Origin of the sequence: Kribbella sp. VKM Ac-2566, assembly GCF_004366005.1 — a bacterium.
In the GTDB taxonomy this organism is placed as follows: domain Bacteria; phylum Actinomycetota; class Actinomycetes; order Propionibacteriales; family Kribbellaceae; genus Kribbella; species Kribbella pratensis.
On record NZ_SODT01000015.1, the window covers coordinates 237,600 to 255,008 of the forward strand.

The 17,409-nt window shown below is 67.4% G+C and carries 18 protein-coding genes and 1 tRNA gene; 9 read left to right on the plus strand and 10 right to left on the minus strand.

The features are described from left to right. Positions 1–41: 41 nt before the first annotated feature. The 4 genes from EV647_RS42330 to EV647_RS38245 all read left to right on the plus strand — a co-directional run bounded on the left by EV647_RS42330 (position 42) and on the right by EV647_RS38245 (position 3,712). Entirely contained in the window at positions 42–818 is a 777-nt protein-coding gene (locus EV647_RS42330; RefSeq protein ID WP_166680532.1) for a hypothetical protein, read from the plus strand. After that, complete coding sequence (locus tag EV647_RS38235; RefSeq protein ID WP_134011950.1) at positions 806–1,654, plus strand: DUF4097 family beta strand repeat-containing protein; 849 nt, start codon at positions 806–808, stop codon at positions 1,652–1,654. Before EV647_RS42330 ends, EV647_RS38235 begins: the two co-directional genes overlap by 13 nt. Positions 1,655–1,764: 110 nt before the next feature. Then, on the plus strand, positions 1,765–1,986 hold the full coding sequence (locus EV647_RS38240) for a hypothetical protein (RefSeq protein ID WP_134011952.1): 222 nt from the start codon (positions 1,765–1,767) through the stop codon (positions 1,984–1,986). 193 nt (positions 1,987–2,179) lie between these two features. After that, entirely contained in the window at positions 2,180–3,712 is a 1,533-nt protein-coding gene (locus tag EV647_RS38245) for a hypothetical protein (RefSeq protein WP_134011954.1), read from the plus strand. A 43-nt stretch (positions 3,713–3,755) separates the two neighbouring features. Here EV647_RS38245 and dcd read toward each other — a convergent pair whose 3' ends face one another. Together dcd and EV647_RS38255 are read right to left on the minus strand one after the other, a co-directional pair. Beyond that, positions 3,756–4,331: a dCTP deaminase gene (dcd, locus tag EV647_RS38250; RefSeq protein ID WP_134011956.1), complete on the minus strand. Its 576-nt coding sequence runs from the start codon at positions 4,329–4,331 to the stop codon at positions 3,756–3,758. 144 nt (positions 4,332–4,475) lie between these two features. Beyond that, a complete protein-coding gene (locus tag EV647_RS38255; protein ID WP_133784386.1) occupies positions 4,476–4,916 on the minus strand; it encodes a MarR family winged helix-turn-helix transcriptional regulator in 441 nt (146 codons plus the stop codon). 445 nt (positions 4,917–5,361) lie between these two features. On the opposite strand from EV647_RS38255, the gene EV647_RS38260 reads away from it, so the two are divergent. Both EV647_RS38260 and EV647_RS38265 read left to right on the plus strand, forming a co-directional pair. Beyond that, a tRNA-Gly gene (locus tag EV647_RS38260) sits at positions 5,362–5,435 on the plus strand. A 181-nt stretch (positions 5,436–5,616) separates the two neighbouring features. Beyond that, positions 5,617–6,039: a hypothetical protein gene (locus tag EV647_RS38265; RefSeq protein WP_134011959.1), complete on the plus strand. Its 423-nt coding sequence runs from the start codon at positions 5,617–5,619 to the stop codon at positions 6,037–6,039. On the opposite strand, the gene EV647_RS38270 is transcribed toward EV647_RS38265, so the two are convergent. The 5 genes from EV647_RS38270 to EV647_RS38290 all read right to left on the minus strand — a co-directional run bounded on the left by EV647_RS38270 (position 6,031) and on the right by EV647_RS38290 (position 12,597). After that, a complete protein-coding gene (locus tag EV647_RS38270; protein ID WP_134011961.1) occupies positions 6,031–6,996 on the minus strand; it encodes an aminoglycoside phosphotransferase family protein in 966 nt (321 codons plus the stop codon). The genes EV647_RS38265 and EV647_RS38270 overlap by 9 nt on opposite strands. Positions 6,997–7,012: 16 nt before the next feature. After that, the gene (locus EV647_RS38275) at positions 7,013–7,882 is read right to left on the minus strand and encodes a hypothetical protein (RefSeq protein WP_202876459.1); all 870 of its coding nucleotides are present in this window, start codon (positions 7,880–7,882) and stop codon (positions 7,013–7,015) included. Beyond that, positions 7,879–9,450, minus strand: a complete 1,572-nt coding sequence (locus tag EV647_RS38280) for an alkaline phosphatase (RefSeq protein WP_134011963.1) — start codon at positions 9,448–9,450, stop codon at positions 7,879–7,881. Before EV647_RS38280 ends, EV647_RS38275 begins: the two co-directional genes overlap by 4 nt. A 97-nt stretch (positions 9,451–9,547) precedes the next feature. Further along, on the minus strand, positions 9,548–10,348 hold the full coding sequence (locus EV647_RS38285) for a hypothetical protein (protein WP_134011965.1): 801 nt from the start codon (positions 10,346–10,348) through the stop codon (positions 9,548–9,550). An 86-nt stretch (positions 10,349–10,434) separates the two neighbouring features. Next, entirely contained in the window at positions 10,435–12,597 is a 2,163-nt protein-coding gene (locus EV647_RS38290; protein ID WP_134011967.1) for a (Fe-S)-binding protein, read from the minus strand. A 189-nt stretch (positions 12,598–12,786) separates the two neighbouring features. On the opposite strand from EV647_RS38290, the gene EV647_RS38295 reads away from it, so the two are divergent. Then, on the plus strand, positions 12,787–13,314 hold the full coding sequence (locus EV647_RS38295; protein ID WP_134011969.1) for a hypothetical protein: 528 nt from the start codon (positions 12,787–12,789) through the stop codon (positions 13,312–13,314). A gap of 106 nt (positions 13,315–13,420) precedes the next feature. Here EV647_RS38295 and EV647_RS43260 read toward each other — a convergent pair whose 3' ends face one another. Both EV647_RS43260 and EV647_RS43265 read right to left on the minus strand, forming a co-directional pair. Beyond that, on the minus strand, positions 13,421–14,293 hold the full coding sequence (locus EV647_RS43260; protein ID WP_238177601.1) for a hypothetical protein: 873 nt from the start codon (positions 14,291–14,293) through the stop codon (positions 13,421–13,423). Beyond that, the gene (locus EV647_RS43265; protein ID WP_238177602.1) at positions 14,290–14,871 is read right to left on the minus strand and encodes a GAF domain-containing protein; all 582 of its coding nucleotides are present in this window, start codon (positions 14,869–14,871) and stop codon (positions 14,290–14,292) included. The genes EV647_RS43260 and EV647_RS43265 overlap by 4 nt, the downstream gene beginning before the upstream one ends. 83 nt (positions 14,872–14,954) lie before the next feature. Here EV647_RS43265 and adh point away from each other — a divergent pair, with 83 nt between their 5' ends. After that, positions 14,955–16,478, plus strand: coding sequence for an aldehyde dehydrogenase (adh, locus tag EV647_RS38305; protein ID WP_134011971.1), 1,524 nt, complete (start codon positions 14,955–14,957; stop codon positions 16,476–16,478). A 4-nt stretch (positions 16,479–16,482) separates the two neighbouring features. Further along, entirely contained in the window at positions 16,483–16,863 is a 381-nt protein-coding gene (locus EV647_RS38310; RefSeq protein WP_134011973.1) for a DUF779 domain-containing protein, read from the plus strand. Between the two features lie 46 nt (positions 16,864–16,909). Here the strand turns inward: EV647_RS38310 and EV647_RS38315 are convergent, their stop codons facing one another. Beyond that, positions 16,910–17,395, minus strand: coding sequence for a hypothetical protein (locus EV647_RS38315; RefSeq protein ID WP_134011975.1), 486 nt, complete (start codon positions 17,393–17,395; stop codon positions 16,910–16,912). Positions 17,396–17,409: the final 14 nt, after the last annotated feature.

Consider the following 17,409-nt stretch of genomic DNA (forward strand, 5'->3'; position numbering starts at 1 on the left):
GGGGTTGACAGTGACGTCACGATGACGTCATGCTTGCTGTCATGGAACTTGACCATTACCTCGAGTCGGTCCGGCGGAGCGTTGAGAACGCCACCGCCCTGGCCGACGAGCAAACTCGCTCCGTGGCACAGCGCCTCGGGGCAACGCTGGATGACGCGGGCCGCCTGGCCCTCATCTCAGCCCTGTCCGACGCCGCCGGGGAGATCAGCCGTGAGCTGTCCCCGGGTTCGGTCGAGCTCCGGATGGCCGGCGGCCGCCCGGAGTTCGTGGTCACGCCGGCGCCCAGCCAGCTGACCGGTCCGGACGAGACCGACGAAGACATCGACGACGAGACCGACGCCGAGGCCGGCGACCAGTTCGTGTTCGACGCCGACGAGCCGACCGCGCGGATCACGCTGCGGCTGCCGATGTCGATCAAGAACAAGGTCGACGAGGCCGCCAACGCCGAGGGCATCTCCTCGAACGCGTGGCTGATGCGCACCGTGATGACCGCGCTCAGCGAGCGCCGCCGCGGCGGCCCGCGCCCACCCCGGCCGCCGCGCCCGCCGCGTGGCCCGGTGTTCGGTCCGGAGGGCCCGCTGGGTCCGAACGGACCGCTCGGCCCCGACGGGGTCTTCGGCCCGAACGGCGTGTTCGGCCCGAACGGCCCGTTCGGCGAGGAAGGCGTCTTCGGCCAGGACCGCGGCCGCTGGGAGCGCGATCGGCGTCGTGACGACCGGGACCGCCGCCGGGACGACAAGGACCGGCGACGCGAGGACAAGGAACGCCGCCGTGGCGGACACGGGCCGGGCCAGCGACTGACGGGATGGGCGGAGTGATGGGCGGCTTCAGCCAGCAGATCATCGACGACGAGAACGACCGGATCGAGCGGATCCGGATCGACATCGGCTCCGGCCTGGTCGAGATCGGCGCCAACGCCGACGGCGAGGGCACCGCGGTCACCGTCGAGGTCGACAGCGGGCCCGAGGAGGACGTCGTCGTCGAGGTCGTGGACGGCGAGCTGATCGTCGAGGGGCCGCGCAACGTCCGCCGGGGGCCGGAGATCCAGGTCCGGATCGCCACCTCCGCGGTGCTCGACGCCCGGGTCAAGACCGGCTCCGGTGACATCACCGCGGACGTCCCGCTCGGTTCGGCGCGGCTCGCGACCGGCTCCGGCGACGTCCGGCTGACCCGGGTCGAGAACGAGCTCGGCGTCAACACCGGCAGTGGTGACGTCAAGGTCGAGTCGGCCGCCGGCGCGGTCCGGGCCGGCACCGGCTCGGGCTCGATCGACATCGAGGAGGCCGGCGACGCGCTCGGCCTGAGCACCGGCTCCGGCGACGTCACGATCGGCGACGCGGCCGGTCCCACCTCCGTCAAGGTCGGCTCGGGTGACATCACCATCGAGCGGATCCGCGACCACTCGGTCGCCACCTCCGGCTCCGGCGACGTCAAGGTCGAGATCGCCGACGGGCCGAGCGTCCAGGCCGAGACGGCCCGCGGCGACGTACAGATCGGGGTCCCGGACGGACTTCCGACGTACCTGGACCTGAAGACGGTCACCGGACGGATCCGGTGCGATCTCGAGCCCGGCCAGAAGCCGGCCGAAGGGGACCGCGCCCTGATGCTGCGCGCCCGCACCGTCTCCGGCGACATCACCGTCGTCAAGGTCTGACCCACCCACCACCGCACAAGGTCCCGCCACTGGGGGCGGGACCTGGGCGAAGCACTGCCTGAAACCACTCTGAAACCACAGCACGGGGATTACGCGAGGGGAGCACCATCATGATGACCGAGCAGCAGGAAGTTGCCCGCTACCGCGTCGAGGACCAGTTGCGGAGAATCGAAGCACGGGCGATAGGGCGCAACGGCAGGCCGCGCACCACGCTGCGCACGCGGGTGGCGCACTTGTTGCGCAGGATCGCCGACCGGCTGGAGCCCGCGTCCCGCCGCCTGACCGAGCCGCAGCCCCGCCATCGCGGGACCGGGCTCTCGATCGTCCGATGAACGGCGTACCGCTGAACGGCCTACCGCTGAACGGCCCGGCCGCCGCGATCTGCGCCGTACTCGAAAGGCTCGGACTCCTCGGCGCGGGACCGACGGTCCGCCGGTAGCGCTGCAGGTTCGTGCAATGCCTGTGGATAACCGCCGGGCGGACCCGCGGACACTGCTAGCGTTCAGTCGATCATTCTCGGTCGACATGGGAGAGAAACCAACGATGTTGCGTCCGATGGTGGCAACCACAGCTGTCACCGCAGCCCTGATCCTGGTAGCCGGTTGCGGCGGCAACGACAAGAAGTCCGACTCGGGCTCCGAGAACAAAAGCGGCGAGTCCACCACCTCGGCCACACCGTCCGCCCCGGCTGCCCCGTCGTTCGACCCGCCCAAGGCCTTCACCGCCGCGGCGGCGTACCCGGTGATCAAGGACAAGGCGAACCCGTTCTCGGAGGCGAAGGCCCAGACGGGCATGGCCGGCCAGGTCGCGCTGATCGGGCGCTGGACCGGCCTCACCGGCCACGACGTCGCCGACCCGAACAAGACCTGGACGGTCAAGTCCGCGGAGGCCGAGACCACCAAGGTCAGTGACGCGACGAAGCCGGCGGCGGTCAAGGTCGACGGCAAGGACGTCGCCCTGGTCGCGTACGCCGAGTCCGACAAGGGCAGCGGGACGCAGAAGCCGACCGGGCTGGTGGTCGTCCACTGGGTCGACGTGGCGTCCGGCCAGAAGATCGCCGAGGTGTCCGCGAAGGTGAGCACGCTGGAGGGCACCGGCGACACCGCGCCCGGCACCCCGAGCATCGCGGGCGCGGCCTACGACCCGGAGACCGGTCAGATCGCCGTCGGCGTGAGCCTGTCCGGCAGCGTGTCGAAGTACCAGACGGTGTACGCGGATCCCAAGACGCAGAAGTCCACGGTCGTGCCGGGGATGAACCCGGCCGCCGTGCACGACGGAGTGGTCGCGGGCTCGAAGGGCGCGGCGGACGAGGGTTCCGCGGACGGCACGGTGCTGCTCGTCGACGGCGCGAGCGGGAAGGTCACGAAGCAGGTCCCGCTCAAGCAGGCCTCCCTCAAGCCGCTGGCCACCAGTGCCGGGCACGCGTACTTCTACGGATACAAGGACTCGTCGTACGTCAGCGGCACCAAGGGCCAGGCCCTCTTCGTGATCGACCTCTCGACCGGTGCCGTCACGCAGACCGTGCCCGCGGCCCCGTCGGACTCGAACGTCGAGGTCGAGTGCCTCGCGGACCAGGCGACCTCGGTCGTCTGCACGAGCAGGACGGTCCAGGGCGGTGCCGTGGAGATCGTCGGGTTCGACGACGCGACCGGCAAGAAGACGTGGGGTTACACGAACGACTCCGGCGGCCGTGTCGTACCTCGGGTGACCGCGGCCTTCCATGGTGTCGTCTACGCGCAGACTGAGGCACAGCCGGTGCTGATGGACGCGAAGACCGGTGAGGACCTGCCGAGCGCGTCGTCCTCGTCCAGCCCGGGCTCGAGCGAAACCCCGTCCTCCGGTGACACGCCCACGTCCAGTGACACGCCGTCCGGCAGCGACTCTCCGACGGGCAACGAGTCTCCCGGGAACGGCGACATGGGTCTGTTCGACGGCAAGATGCTGTCGCCGTCGGCCGTGTCGCCGTACGGCGGTGTCTACGGGCAGTTGCCGAACGGTGACGGCATGAGCACAGTCGAGCTCGAATCCGTGTTCATCTTCCTGAAGCCGACCGCCTGACGTCAGCGAGAAGGGCCCCGGTTTTCCGGGGCCCTTTCGTTTGTCAGATGTCGGTCCGGTGGAAGTTCTTGAACGAGCGCGACGGGGTCGGGCCGCGCTGGCCCTGGTAACGGGAGCCGTACTTCGACGAGCCGTACGGGTACTCGGCGGGGGAGGACAGCCGGAAGAAGCAGAGCTGGCCGATCTTCATGCCGGGCCAGAGCTTGATCGGCAGTGTCGCGACGTTCGAGAGCTCGAGCGTCACATGGCCGGAGAAGCCCGGGTCGATGAAGCCGGCGGTGGAGTGGGTCAGCAGGCCCAGACGGCCCAGCGACGACTTGCCCTCGAGCCGGGCGGCGACGTCGTCGGGCAGCGTGACGAGCTCGTACGTCGATCCCAGGACGAACTCACCGGGATGCAGGATGAACGGCTCGCCGCCTTCGGGCTCGACCAGCCGGGTCAGATCGGGCTGTTCCTCGGCCGGGTCGATATGCGGATACTTGTGGTTCTCGAAGACCCGGAAGAACCGGTCCAGCCGTACGTCGACACTCGACGGCTGCACCATCGCAGCTTCGAACGGATCCAGCTGGACCCGCTTCGCGTCGAGCTCGGCCAAGATGTCGCGGTCGGAGAGCAGCACGGTCGCACGTTAGCAGCGTGCCGCTCGTCCGCACAGCTCGAGTTGCCGGTCGGGCCCGTTCCCGTGCCTGGTGGTGAGTCGTCCGGAGCCCTCAGCTCCCCGGCGGGAGCACACCACCAGACCGTGGGCCTGAGGCAACTATTTTCAGTTGGCCAGCTTGTTGAACTTCGACACCTGGCTGGCGAAGGTCTTCACCTGCGCCGGCGACCAGTCCTTGAGCAGGTCCTCGATCACCTTGTGCCGCTTCTTCCGGGCCGCCGTCAGCTTGCGCTTGCCGGCCGCGGTCAGCGTCAGCAGGGTCGCGCGCGCGTCCGACTTGTCGGCGGCCCGCTTCAGCAGGCCCTCCTCCTCGAGTCGCGCGCAGGCCCGGCTGACCGGTCCCTTGTCCACCTCGAGCGCTGCCACCAGGTCGGCCATCCGCACCGGCGCCAGCTCCTCCACGTGGTTCAGCAACGCGTACTGCGCCGGCTCCAGGTCCGGATGCGCCTCGTCGGACAGCGTCCGCTGCAGACCGCGCAGCCGCCGTGCCAACGTGACGAGTTCCTTCTCCAGGTTGTCCACCGCGTCAGTTGTGTCTGTTGCCACCGTTCACCCCTTCATCCAGTTGCCCCGCAACCATCTTGTCCGGTCCCGGCGAGGACCGCATCCTCACGTTGCGTCGAATGTTGCCCCCGGCAACGCGTTCTAATCTGCCAGAAGATGACGAACCTGCCCAGTCCTGAACGTGCCCTTTGTGAAAAACTGCCCAAGAACCCCCGATGCAAACCGCCCACCCCCTCTTTTCGATGCATCGGGCACCTTCTACACACCAACCCTCCTGACCCGGCAACAACCACCCCGCCACCCGGGACCTCGGACAAGACCCGGGGACATGTGCTGGGGACAGGAGACAGGCAATGACCTGTCCCAAGTCCCCGCCGGGTGTTCCCAGTCCCGGTACGGCGTCGCAGTCGCGCGGCGCGCCGGACCCGTGATGCCGGCCCCTTGGCGCATCGGCTATGCTCTTCACCGCTGCCGGGAGATCGGCCGCGCGGGTGTAGTTCAATGGCAGAACATCAGCTTCCCAAGCTGACAGTGCGGGTTCGATTCCCGTCACCCGCTCCATCGGTAACCCGCAGGTCAGCGGTGTGTTTGCGACCTGCGGGTTTTGTCGTTCCAGGGAGGATGCGCTGTGCCGCCGTCCGGTTACGCGATCTTTTTGAACGGTGGGTTCGGTGTTGGGAAGTCGGCTGCGCTCGAGCATGTCGGGGATCTGCTCGCGGATGCCGGTCGGCCGTTCAGTCTGATGGATGTCGACTGGTTCCATCGGTCGTGGCCGCCTGCTGAGCAGGACAATGCTCTGATCGAGGCAAACAACATTGCCGCGGTCTGGAAGTCCTATCGGTCGGTTGGGCCGCGTCAGTTGGTCATGTGTGGGGTGATCAGTACCGCGGCCGATCGAGAGCGCTACGAGGCCGCGGTCGAGAGCCCTCTTCGTATGGTTCGTCTCACCGCGAACGCCGACATCACCAGGAAACGGCTGCGCGGCCGGTACACCGCGAGTCAGAGGTCGGCGTTGGAATGGCACCTGGAGCGCTGTGACGAGATCGCCGCGCGCCTCGACGCCGCGGATCTGGACGAATTGGTCATCGACACCAGCGCGCTCGAGCCGCAGGAGGTGGCTGAGCGCACGCTGCGCCACTTCGGTCTGCTGGACAACTCAGAGTAAATCGATCGTTTGCGTTGCTCGGTGCAGTTGGTCGAGTTTGCCGGGAAGGTCCCGCAGAGTGTTGCCGATGGCGTTCTCGATCGCCGTGTGGTCGCCCATCCATCGGACTGCAGTGGTCTCCCCGAGTGAGACGCGGATCTGCTCGCCGAGCACCTGGACGACATTTCTCGCCACACTGAGGAAGAGATCCGCGCCGGCCCATCCGAGATCGCCGCCTGCTGCGACGTACGCGGTGAGGATTCTCTTGATCTGCTCGGGTTCGCCGTCTCCGAAGATGTACGCCGACCGACCTGCCTCAAGGGCTGCACTGTCGGTCCGGACACTGTCCCAGTCCACTAATACTGGACCGGATGGAGACGTGACGATGTTGTGGGTCTTGAAGTCGCCATGCGTCGTTACGAGGTCCGGTACGTCGTCGCAGAGTTCGGCGATGCGCGCTGTGACCGCGAGGATGTGCGGAAGGCTGTCCGCTTGCAGAGCTGCCCATGAGGCGTCGCGTTGTCGGGCCTTGGCGAACCAGCCCTCCCAGGTCCCCGGCGGCTGCACCGGTTGCCGCCACCACCGAGGCAAGCCGGCCCGACCGAGTGGCTGCAGTTCATGGACCTTCGCCATCGTCCCGCCGAGCCAGGCCGAGATGTCGGGCTCGGGTGTTCGGTGCTCGATCCATCGGTAGACGCGGAACAGCCGATCCTCGATGCGGGTCACCCAGCCAAGAAGAGGATTGGTCGGCGCGATCGGCTCTGGCATGTCCACGCCGGACGCGAGCGCCTGACGCTCGAACGCCATCGCGAGTTCCAGTTGGTGCACATCCGCGGCAGCCAAGTACCCCTTGACGAAATAGCTCCCGGTTGAGGTGTTCAGCCGCCAAGCATCCGCGTCGCCGCGTCGGACGTGGATGAGGTCGCCGTCCGGTGAGCCCAGATCGAAGGCGAGCGCGACTTCTTCTGAACCAGGCATAGTTCAAATGGTTGACCTAGGTTCCGTAGACCTCGAGTTCGACGATGCGGGAGTAGGTGTGGTCGTTGCCGTCGAGGCAGAGGACACGTACAGCTTCCGCCTGGACCGGGTCGAAGGTCGATGTGACGTGGCCCAGGGTGTTGCCGCGGACCTGTGTGACGGTCTGCCATACGCCTCCGACCTTGGCCTGAATGTCCCAGTCGCGTAGGCCGTTGAGCCGTGCCGGGTACTTCGCTGAGTCGAGCGTGTAGAGCTCTACCCGGTTCACGGTGGCGGGGGCCGACAGTGCGACGTCGTACGTGTCGGGGAAGACCGCGCGGGTGCCGTCGTTCCAGCCGGTCAGGGTGTCCCAGTGTTCTGGGTCCTTGTCGCCGTCGACGGCGCCGCAGAGGGTGAAGTTGCCGTGGGTGGAGGACGCCGTCGCCTGCTCGCCGAGCGCGAGGTTGTCACCGGGACCCTTCGACGGCAGCGGTTCGACCGTCACCGGGACCGTGACCCGCGACCGGTCGACCTCGACGCCGATCTGATAGCTGCCGGGCTTGGTCTCGCGCGGGACCCGGATCTCGACCGGCGCGGACACGGGCTGGTCGGGATCGACCGCGGGCAGCCACGAGGAGAAGAGCGTGCGGGACAGTTGCAGCGGACCGGTCGGCTCGAGCGTCAGGTCGGCGTACCGGTCCTGGCTGCCGGTGTTGGTCATCGTCAGGTTGAGGGTGCTGGGCAAGCACGGGAGTCCGACCACGCTCAGCTGCTCCGGAGCGACGCTCACCGCCACGTCGGAGGTTGCCGCCACGTCGGGGGTTGCCGCAGGCATCGAACTGGAGCCGAGCACGGCGGCCGCCAGCAGCGTGCCGGCCGCGACGACGGTCTGTCGGGGGATCCTCATTTCTGCACCTCCGCGATGCCGGGGCGGCCGTCCTCCACGAGGAGTTTGGCCCGAGTGCTCACGGTGCCGCCCTGGACGGACACCTTGTCGACGACTCGGTAGTCGGAGATCCATCGCTGCGGCGTGATGGAGCAGCTGACGTACCCGCGCTGGAAGTTGCCGAACTTCATGTGCGGGTTCTCCCGCAGCAAGGTCGCGCCGCCGGCGTCGAGGTCCTGACCGTCGATCCCGGACGTGATCGACGTACCGACGAACTCGGCTCCGACCGTCGCCGATGCCGGATCGTTGAAGTCGAGCTTCAGGTCCGACGCCACGCTGCGGTGCAGGTCGCCCGCGATCGAGACCAGGTTGCGAACCTTGCGTTGTACCGCGCCGCCGAGGATCCGGTTCCGCGATGCCTCGTACCCGTCCCAGGTGTCCATCGGGACCAGCACCTCCGGCCCGTCCTTCGTGTCCAGCCGGGCGATCGCGGTCTGGTGCGCCAGCACGTTCCAGCGCGTCTGCGACGCGGCCCACCCGTCGAGCAGCCACTTCTCCTGAGCGTCACCGGTGATCGTGCGCGCCGGGTCCTTCGTCTCCGGCCCCGGCGCCTTCGTGCCGTCGCCATACGCCTGGTCCGACCGGTACTGGCGCGTGTCGAGCACGCTGAACTCTGCCAGCCGCCCGTATCTGAACCGTCGGTACAGCTGCATGTCCGGCCCCTTCGGCAGTTGCGCGAGCCGCAGCGGCATGTGTTCCCAGTACGCGCGGAACGCGTTGGCCCGGCGTACCCGGAACTGGGCGGGCGGCGCACTCGGATGCGCCTCGTCGGCCCAGTTGTCGACCACCTCGTGGTCGTCGAGCGTCACGATCCACGGCGCCTTCGCGTGCGCGCTCTGCAGATCCGGATCCAGCTTGTACGCCGCATACCGCCGCCGGTACTCGTCCAGTGTCACGGTCTGCTGGGTGATGTACGGCTCGTTCGAATGCGGCCGGATGCCGCGGTCGATCCCGAACTCGTAGATGTAGTCGCCGAGGAAGAACACCACGTCGTGGTCGCGCTTCGCCATGTCGGCGTACGCCGTGTACCAGCCCTCCCACCATGCCTGGCAGGACGCGAACGCCAGCGACAGCTCAGGAACGACAGCGTCGTACGCCGGTGCGGTCCTGGTCCGACCGACCGGGCTGAGCTGCCCGTTCACGCGGAAGCGGTACCAGTAGTGCCGCCAGGGCCGCAGACCGCGTACGTCGACGTGCACCGAGTGACTCGCTTCGGGCCCGGTCCTGGCCGTGCCGGAGCGGACGATCCGGCGGAACTCCTCGTCCTCCGCGACCTGCCACTGCACCTCGACCGGCCGCCGATCCATCCCGCCGAACGGCGCGAGTGGATCGGGGGCCAGCCGGGTCCAGATCACCACCGCGTCCGGCAACGGATCGCCGGACGCGACACCGAGCGTGAACGGATCCCGCCGGTCCACCCGGCCGGTCCAGCCCGCTGCGGCCGTCTTGATCTCCGGAAGACTGCCGCTCAGCGCGAGCGCCGCCGCTGCTCCGCTGACGGTAAGGAAGTTGCGTCGTGTAGTCGGCATCGGCACCCACCCACCCGATCATCCTGAGGTGATCACATCCGTAACGGGAGATTACGAGAAGTTCACACAACAGGGTGGGAAAATGACCGATTCCGGCCTATTTCACGATCTTGCTCGCCGGCGGCGCGGTGATGTTCACCGGCTTGTTGTAGTCGGACATGGTCATCACCATCGACACACCGCTGAGGTCGAAGGTCATCCGCCGGACCAGGTGGGACTTGTCCAGCCACATCGAGTAGGTCAGCGTCTTCGGCAGGCCGGCCGGGACCTTCTTGCCCTGGAGGGCCAGCGCCTTCGCGGTGTTCACCGTCACGGCGTACCGGTCGAGCTGCTGCCCGCCGATCGTCTCGGTGCGGACGAACTTGGCGTCGACCATGCTCTTGTCGAAGGACTTGTAGATCTTGGTCGGGTCGCCGCCTTCGATCAGCTCGGTCAGCTGGTCGTTCAGACCGGACGCGACCTTCTTGTACTTCCCGGCCGGCGTCAGCCCGGGGATCGAGAGGTAGGCGGTCTTCCCGATCACGACGATCTTCGCGGTCTTGCCCTGGAACGCCGCACCGGACATCTCCATGGACATGGCGACCGGGTTCGTGGTCTGGACGCCGTCCATCGTCATCAGGGGCGAGCCGTTGGCGGTGACCGTGCCGACCGTGTGCCAGGCCTTCTGCTTGCTGACCGCCGTCGTCATCGCCGGGACGAACGTCACGCGGTTCAGATGGGCGACCGTTGCCGGCTTGGCCGGTGCGGACGTGCTGGTGGCGGCCGGCTTGGGTGCGGCCGTTGTGGTGGCCGGAGTCGTCGGCTTGTAGCCGGTGGCCTTGGGCTCTCCACCGCAAGCGGCGAGGCCGAGGACGAGCGGTACGGCGGCCGCGGTGGCCACGGCGGCGCGGAACTTCATGATGCGTTTCCTCCCCAGATGATGCAGACGGTGGATCTTATGGTCTGGACCACCCGGGGAGGAAGTGTTTTGCAGCTAGTTGCAGGTCAGCTTTCCCCACGCTTTACGGAAGCGAGCAGGAGCTGGGCCACGTCCTGGACCTCGACGGACTCGCGGGCCGATCCGTCCGCCTGCTTGGCGGTGAGGCCGTCGGACAGCATCACCCGGCAGAACGGGCAGCCGGTGGCGATCTTGTCCGCACCGGTCTCGACCGCCTCGGTGGTCCGGTTCAGGTTGATCCGGGTGCCGAGCTTCTCCTCCATCCACATCCGCGCGCCGCCGGCGCCGCAGCAGAACGACTTGGTCTGGTTCCGCGGCATCTCGGCGTACTCCGCGCCCGGGATGATGTCGAGCAGCTCGCGCGGGGCGTCGTACACCTGGTTGTGGCGGCCGAGGTAGCACGGGTCGTGGTACGTGATCTTCTGCCCGTTGAGCGAGCTGTCGGCCGGCGCGACCGGGGTCAGCTTGCCGTCGCGGACCAGCCGGTTCAGCAACTGCGTGTGGTGGATGACGTCGAGCTCGACGCCCAACTGTGAGTACTCGTTCTTCAATGTGTTGAAGCAGTGCGCACAGGTCGAGACGACCTTCTTGACGTTCGTCTCCTTGAAGACCTCCGCGTTCTGCATCGCCAACTGCTGGAACACGAACTCGTTGCCGGACCGGCGCGCCGGGTCACCGGTGCAGGTCTCGCCGTCACCGAGTACGGCGAACGAAACGCCGGCGATGTTCAACAGCTCGGCCACTGCCTGCGTGGTCTTCTTGGCGCGGTCCTCGAACGCACCGGCGCAGCCGACCCAGAACAGGTACTCGACCTCGTCCAGCGACTCGACGTCCGAACCGACCTGCTTGACCTCGAACGGCAGGTCCTTGGCCCAGTCCATCCGGCCGGACGGGTTCATGTTCCACGGGTTGCCCTTGTTCTCCAGACCCTTGAACAGCCCGTTGAGCTCGGACGGGAACGACGACTCGATCAGCACCTGGTACCGGCGCATGTCCATGATCGCGTCGACGTGCTCGATGTCGACCGGGCACTGCTGCACGCACGCACCGCACGACGTACACGCCCACAGCGCGTCCTCGTCGATGACCGCGACGTCCGCGGGCCCGACCAAGGGCTTGTCCTGCTCGGCGAGCACCAGCTCCGGCAGCGACTTGCGGGCGTCGTCATCGGCGGCCAGCAGGTACGGCGCCTTGGCGTATGCGTGCTCGCGCAGGTTCATCATGATCAGCTTGGGCGACAACGGCTTGTCGGTGTTCCACGCCGGGCACTGCGACTGGCACCGCCCGCACTCGGTGCAGGTGGTGAAGTCGAGCAGGCCCTTCCAGGTGAAGTCCTCGACCTTGCCGACACCGAGCGCCGCGTCCTCGTCCAGCTCGTCGATGTTCTCGAAGTCGATCGGGGCGCCGTTGACCGAGATCGGCTGCAGCGCGCCGAGCGCCGTACCGCCGTCGGCCTTGCGCTTGAACCAGATGTTCGGCCAGGCGGTGAACCGGTGCCAGGCCACGCCCATCGTCGCGTTCAGCGAGATCGTGATCATCCACGCGAACGAGATCAGGATCTTGACCATCGCGACCAGGTAGACCGCGTTCTCCAGACCGTGCTCGCTCAGCCCGCCGAACAGTCCGCTGCCCAGGAAGAACGTCATCGGGAAGTGGAACTTGTCGCCTGCTCCGAGTTGGTACTCGAGACCGCGCAGCAACAGGATGCAGATCAGTACGCCGAGGATCGTGTACTCGACGTAGTAGGCCTGCCAGGACACCGATCCGTAGAACCGCGAGTACCGGCCCTCCTCGCCGCCCGAGCGACGCGGCAGGTTGCGCAACCGGATCGCGATCAGACCGATGATCGACAGCAGGCCGGTCCAGCTGAGCGCCTCACTGACCCACTCGAACACGAACCAGTGCCCGATGATCGGCAGTGCCCAGTGCGGGTCGAAGAGCTGGCCGAACGCCGTCACCAGGCTGAGGAACAGCCCGATGAACCCGAACGCGACGAACCAGTGCATCACCCCGATGTGGCTCCACTGCAGCATCCGGGTGTGGCCGAGGGACTCCTTGACCAGGGTGACGGTCCGCTTGCCCGGCTCATCGGTCCGGGAGACCGGCTGACCGAGCTTGATCACGGACACGATGTGCCCGATCGTCTTGCCGAACAGCGCGACGGCGACCAGTGTCACCGCGAGCGAGACGACGATGGCGAGGATCTGCATACCAGCGATGTTATTGGTCGGTTACCCGTCAGTCATGTCTGTGTAGGGCTCGTCACGCCGCCAATTCCGCTGTCACCAAACCGACACACAGCGTTACAGAAGGTTCGTTGTGCTCGTGGTGGACCAATGCGTAAGTTTCTAACCACTGCAACCGCAGTATCTGTCAATCGGTTTCGGTGGGAGAGAACCATGCGTCTTCGTCGGGGAATCGCTGCTGGAGTACTGATCGCGACCGGTCTGGTGGTGCCGGCCGCGGCGAGCGCGGCACCGGCCGTGGCCAAGAAGTGCGACACGAACACCGTCAACTGGTACACCCGCGGCGGGCACGAGGTGTACGTCGGCACGAACCTCTACAGCGACTGGATGGAGGGGCCGGGCCGGATCACCTACCAGAAGACCGCTACCTCGGAGTCGAACTCGTCCTGGTCCGGTGACCTCGGGGTCAGCATCCCGCTGGTGATCGCCGAGATCCAGAACAAGTACTCCAAGACGGTCGGCAAGTCCCACGCGATCACCGACAGTTGGTCGTACACCGCCGAGGTGCCGGCCAACAAGGTACGCCGTCTGCATCAGCTCAAGCAGTCGTGGCGGGTCCAGGTGGTGCGCTGGAAGTACACCACCAGCGACTGCAAGAAGACCAAGGAAGTCAGCAACAAGACCGCCACGTTCCCGACCAAGAACCGCGACTACATGTGGATCCTCGTCGGCCGCGAGTGAAGGCGGACCTCAGCCACTCACCAAACGGCGGCGTGCCCGCCGGCGCACGCTCGCCGGACCGCGTCGGGCGCCTTGCGGCACAGGTTGCCGAGTGGTGGGCGTCCGCTCAGTCGACGAGCCGCGCGAGGCGGGCAGCGATCGCCGGGCGGCGCGGGTCGTCCACGGGCAGACGGGCCTCGAGGGCCTCGAAGATTTCGAGGTCCTCGGCGCCGACCGGCGTCTGCGCGAACTGCCAGAGCATGTCCGCGTCGGCAGCGTCCAGGACGGCGCGGCGCAGGGTGGCGTCGAGTTCGTCACGTTCGGAGCGCAGTGCCGGGGCGTCCGAGCGGGCGAGCAGCGGACCGGCGTACAGCTCGAGGGCCTTCGGCAGATCGCCGCGGCGCAGCGCGGCCTGTACTTCGGTCACGTCGCCGGTGACGTCCGCGATGATGCGGTACGGCTTGGTGTCGAGGACTCCGCCGCCGAGCAGGTTCCGCAGCCGGTGCATCTCGGCGCGGACCGTCGTCGGGTTGCCCTCGTCGCCGTACAACTGGAGCATCAACTGGTCGGCCGTGAGCCCGGTCGGCTGCAGTAACAACAGTGCGAGTACCTCGGCGCGCCGCAATGTCAGCGCGATCTCGCGGCCGTCGACGACCGCGATCGGCTGTCCCGAGCCGAGCAGCTTCAACCGCAACGACGGTCGCGTACGGCGTACCGGCGTACCGGGCATGCGGAGCAGGAAGCCCTCGTCCAGGCGCTCCAGCAGACCTTCCCGGCCGTCGCCGAGGTCGATGCGGTCGGCGCCGTCCGGTACGACGAGGCGGTCGGGCAACCATTCGAGCGGCTGGACGGCGAGCACGCGGCCGGTCGGGGTCAGCAAGGCCCCCGGCGCATCGCCGAGCGCCATCAGGTGCCGCATGTTGCGGGCGCGAAGCATCTCGTCGGCGGCGGCCATCCGGACCCGCAGCTGTCCTTCGGCGAGCTGAGCCGCCGCGGTCACCAGGGCGACATGGCGGGGTGGACCGTGCGCAGCGGTCCGGAGACGTCGACCGCGCCGAGCAGCTTGCCGGTGTCGGGATCGTGGACCGGCGCGGCGGCGCAGGTCCATTCGTGGATCCGGCGGACCAGGTGCTCGGCCGAGTGGATCTGGACCGGTTGGCCGACGGCGAGCGACGTACCCATGCCGTTGGTCCCGATCTTCTCCTCCGACCAGACCGCGCCCTCGGACAGTGCGATCCGGTCGGCCTGGCGTTTCACCTCCGACGATCCCTCGCGCCACAGGATCGTCCCCTGGGCGTCGGTGATGATCATGATGTGCGACGCCTCGTCGGCGATCGTGGTCAGCGTCTGCCGGAGCACCGGGAGGACGGCCTGCAGCGGGTGGTTCTCGCGGAGCGCCGCGACCACGTCCGGGTCGACGATCACCGGCGGCGCGTCGAGCTCGGGATCGACCGCGGCCGCCAGAGAGCGCTCCCAGGAGGCGGCGACGAGCGGGCGCGGGTCGGCTGTTGCCCGGCCGCCGCCGAGAACCTCGTCGTACAACTCGCTCAACCGGCGGGCCTGATCCGATGCGTCCATGCCGCCTCACTCCGCGCTGCAACGTCGGTGCAACGTTCATTCTCCTACCTTCGGTTCAACGTCGGGTATCCGAAGGAGAACCAATGACGATCTTCGCAGCTCCTGGGCAGGATGGCAGCCCGGTCACGTTCAAGTCGCGCTACGACCACTACATCGGCGGGGAGTGGGTGCCGCCGGTCAAGGGCGGGTACTTCGAGAACCCAACTCCCGTCACGGGGGAGACCTTCACCGAGATCGCTCGCGGTACGGCGGACGACGTCGAGCGTGCCCTCGACGCCGCCCATGGTGCCGCGCCGGGCTGGGGGCGGACGTCACCGGCCGAGCGCGCCAACATCCTGAACAAGATCGCCGACCGGATCGAGGCCAACCTCGAACTGCTCGCGGTCGCCGAGTCCTGGGACAACGGCAAGGCCGTCCGCGAGACGCTGGCCGCCGACCTGCCGCTGGCCATCGACCACTTCCGGTACTTCGCCGGCGCGCTGCGGGCCCAGGAGGGCTCGGTGTCGGTGATCGACGACGACACGATCGCGTACCACTTCCACGAGCCGCTCGGCGTGGTCGCGCAGATCATCCCGTGGAATTTCCCGATCCTGATGGCGGTCTGGAAGCTGGCGCCCGCGCTCGCGGCCGGCAATGCCGTCGTACTCAAGCCGGCCGAGCAGACCCCGGCCTCGATCCACGTGCTGCTCGAACTGATCCACGACCTGCTGCCGCCCGGCGTACTCAACGTCGTCAACGGATTCGGCGTCGAGGCCGGCAAACCGCTTGCCTCGAGCAACAGAGTCGCCAAGGTCGCGTTCACTGGTGAGACCACGACCGGGCGGCTGATCATGCAGTACGCGTCCGAGAACATCATCCCGGTGACCCTCGAGCTCGGCGGCAAGAGCCCGAACGTGTTCTTCGCCGACGTCGCGTCGTCCCGGGACGACTTCTACGACAAGGCGCTCGAGGGCTTCACGATGTTCGCGCTGAACCAGGGCGAGGTCTGCACCTGCCCGTCACGGGCGCTGATCCAGTCGTCGATCTACGAATCGTTCCTGGGCGACGCGGTGGCCCGGACGCAGGCGATCAAACTCGGCAACCCGCTCGACACCGACACGATGATGGGCGCGCAGGCCAGCAACGACCAGTACGAGAAGATCCTCGCCTACCTCGACATCGGTCGCGCCGAGGGCGCCCGGGTCGTGACCGGTGGAGCTCGCGCGGAACTGGAAGGCGACCTGGCCGGCGGGTACTACATCCAGCCGACGGTCTTCGAGGGCGACAACAAGATGCGGATCTTCCAGGAGGAGATCTTCGGCCCGGTCGTCGCGGTGACCAAGTTCGACGACTACGCCGACGCGATGAAGATCGCCAACGACACGCTGTACGGACTCGGGGCGGGCGTCTGGTCGCGGGACATCAACACGGCGTACCGGGCCGGCCGGGAGATCCAGGCCGGGCGGGTCTGGACGAACAACTACCACGCCTACCCGGCGCACGCGGCGTTCGGCGGGTACAAGAACTCCGGCATCGGCCGGGAGAACCACAAGATGATGCTCGACCACTACCAGCAGACCAAGAACCTGCTGGTCAGCTACAGCCCTTCGAAGCTCGGGTTCTTCTGAGCTCATGACGGTCGAGAAGGTGTTGTTGACAGACGAGGCGGCGGAGTGGCTGCGCCGCCTCACCGGGATGCACGGTCCGCTGATGTTCCACCAATCCGGTGGCTGCTGCGACGGCAGCTCGCCGATGTGTTACCCGGACGGGGAATTCATCACGGGGTCGGCGGACGTGCATCTCGGCGATCTGCTCGTCGACGGGGTAGACGATCCGATCGGCTTCTGGATGTCTGCGAACCAGTACGAGTACTGGAAGCACACCCAACTCACCGTCGACGTGGTGAAAGGCCGAGGCAGCGGCTTCTCGGTGGAGGCCCCCGAGGGCGTCCGCTTCCTGATCCGCTCCCGCCTCTTCACCGACAAAGAGTCCGCCGAACTAGGACTCCCCTGATCGAGTGCCGCCCGTCCGGTGGCGTTGCCGGACGGCCGGCACTCTTCTATTTCCCGAGAACGGCGGCGTAGATCGCCGAACTGTCCCTGTCGGCATCGGCATCCTTCAACTCCAGAATCCGCCGCCGCTGCCCATCGCTCGCTCCCTTCAACCGCAGTGCATCAGCCACATGCGGCCGCTCCACCACGTGCAGCCAGAAGGTCAGGTCGATCTTCCAGTCGTCGGTGTGCAGCACCGCGTAGAAGCGTTCGTCGGTGATTGCTGGTGTGGGGCGGCGGTCCGCTCGCTCGTCTCGGAAGTCGACGCTGCGCAACTCCACCCGGCCGGCCAGGGTGATCAGACCGCTGAGGATGGTGGTGCTCGTCGCTTTCGGTGCGTCGAACATGACGTCTAGGTCGCGGTCGACCATCAGGCCGGAGAGGGCGCTCCCGATCAGCACCGGCTCCCACGGGAACGCGGTGCCGAGGTCCAGGAGGTGGTAGAGCTCCCGGGCCTCGGCCTGCAACGCGTGCGCTCGCTCGACGAGGTCCATGCCTCGACGGTAGG

Bases quoted from the DNA above. Each gene is read 5' to 3' on its own strand.
- EV647_RS42330 (WP_166680532.1), top strand. From the start codon at position 42: ATGGAACTTGACCATTACCTCGAGTCGGTCCGGCGGAGCGTTGAGAAC.
- EV647_RS38235 (WP_134011950.1), top strand. From the start codon at position 806: ATGGGCGGAGTGATGGGCGGCTTCAGCCAGCAGATCATCGACGACGAG.
- EV647_RS38240 (WP_134011952.1), top strand. From the start codon at position 1,765: ATGATGACCGAGCAGCAGGAAGTTGCCCGCTACCGCGTCGAGGACCAG.
- EV647_RS38245 (WP_134011954.1), top strand. From the start codon at position 2,180: ATGGGAGAGAAACCAACGATGTTGCGTCCGATGGTGGCAACCACAGCT.
- EV647_RS38265 (WP_134011959.1), top strand. From the start codon at position 5,617: ATGGATGTCGACTGGTTCCATCGGTCGTGGCCGCCTGCTGAGCAGGAC.
- EV647_RS38270 (WP_134011961.1), bottom strand. From the start codon at position 6,996: ATGCCTGGTTCAGAAGAAGTCGCGCTCGCCTTCGATCTGGGCTCACCG.
- EV647_RS38275 (WP_202876459.1), bottom strand. From the start codon at position 7,882: ATGAGGATCCCCCGACAGACCGTCGTCGCGGCCGGCACGCTGCTGGCG.
- EV647_RS38280 (WP_134011963.1), bottom strand. From the start codon at position 9,450: ATGCCGACTACACGACGCAACTTCCTTACCGTCAGCGGAGCAGCGGCG.
- EV647_RS38285 (WP_134011965.1), bottom strand. From the start codon at position 10,348: ATGAAGTTCCGCGCCGCCGTGGCCACCGCGGCCGCCGTACCGCTCGTC.
- EV647_RS38290 (WP_134011967.1), bottom strand. From the start codon at position 12,597: ATGCAGATCCTCGCCATCGTCGTCTCGCTCGCGGTGACACTGGTCGCC.
- EV647_RS38295 (WP_134011969.1), top strand. From the start codon at position 12,787: ATGCGTCTTCGTCGGGGAATCGCTGCTGGAGTACTGATCGCGACCGGT.
- EV647_RS43265 (WP_238177602.1), bottom strand. From the start codon at position 14,871: ATGGACGCATCGGATCAGGCCCGCCGGTTGAGCGAGTTGTACGACGAG.
- adh (WP_134011971.1), top strand. From the start codon at position 14,955: ATGACGATCTTCGCAGCTCCTGGGCAGGATGGCAGCCCGGTCACGTTC.
- EV647_RS38310 (WP_134011973.1), top strand. From the start codon at position 16,483: ATGACGGTCGAGAAGGTGTTGTTGACAGACGAGGCGGCGGAGTGGCTG.
- EV647_RS38315 (WP_134011975.1), bottom strand. From the start codon at position 17,395: ATGGACCTCGTCGAGCGAGCGCACGCGTTGCAGGCCGAGGCCCGGGAG.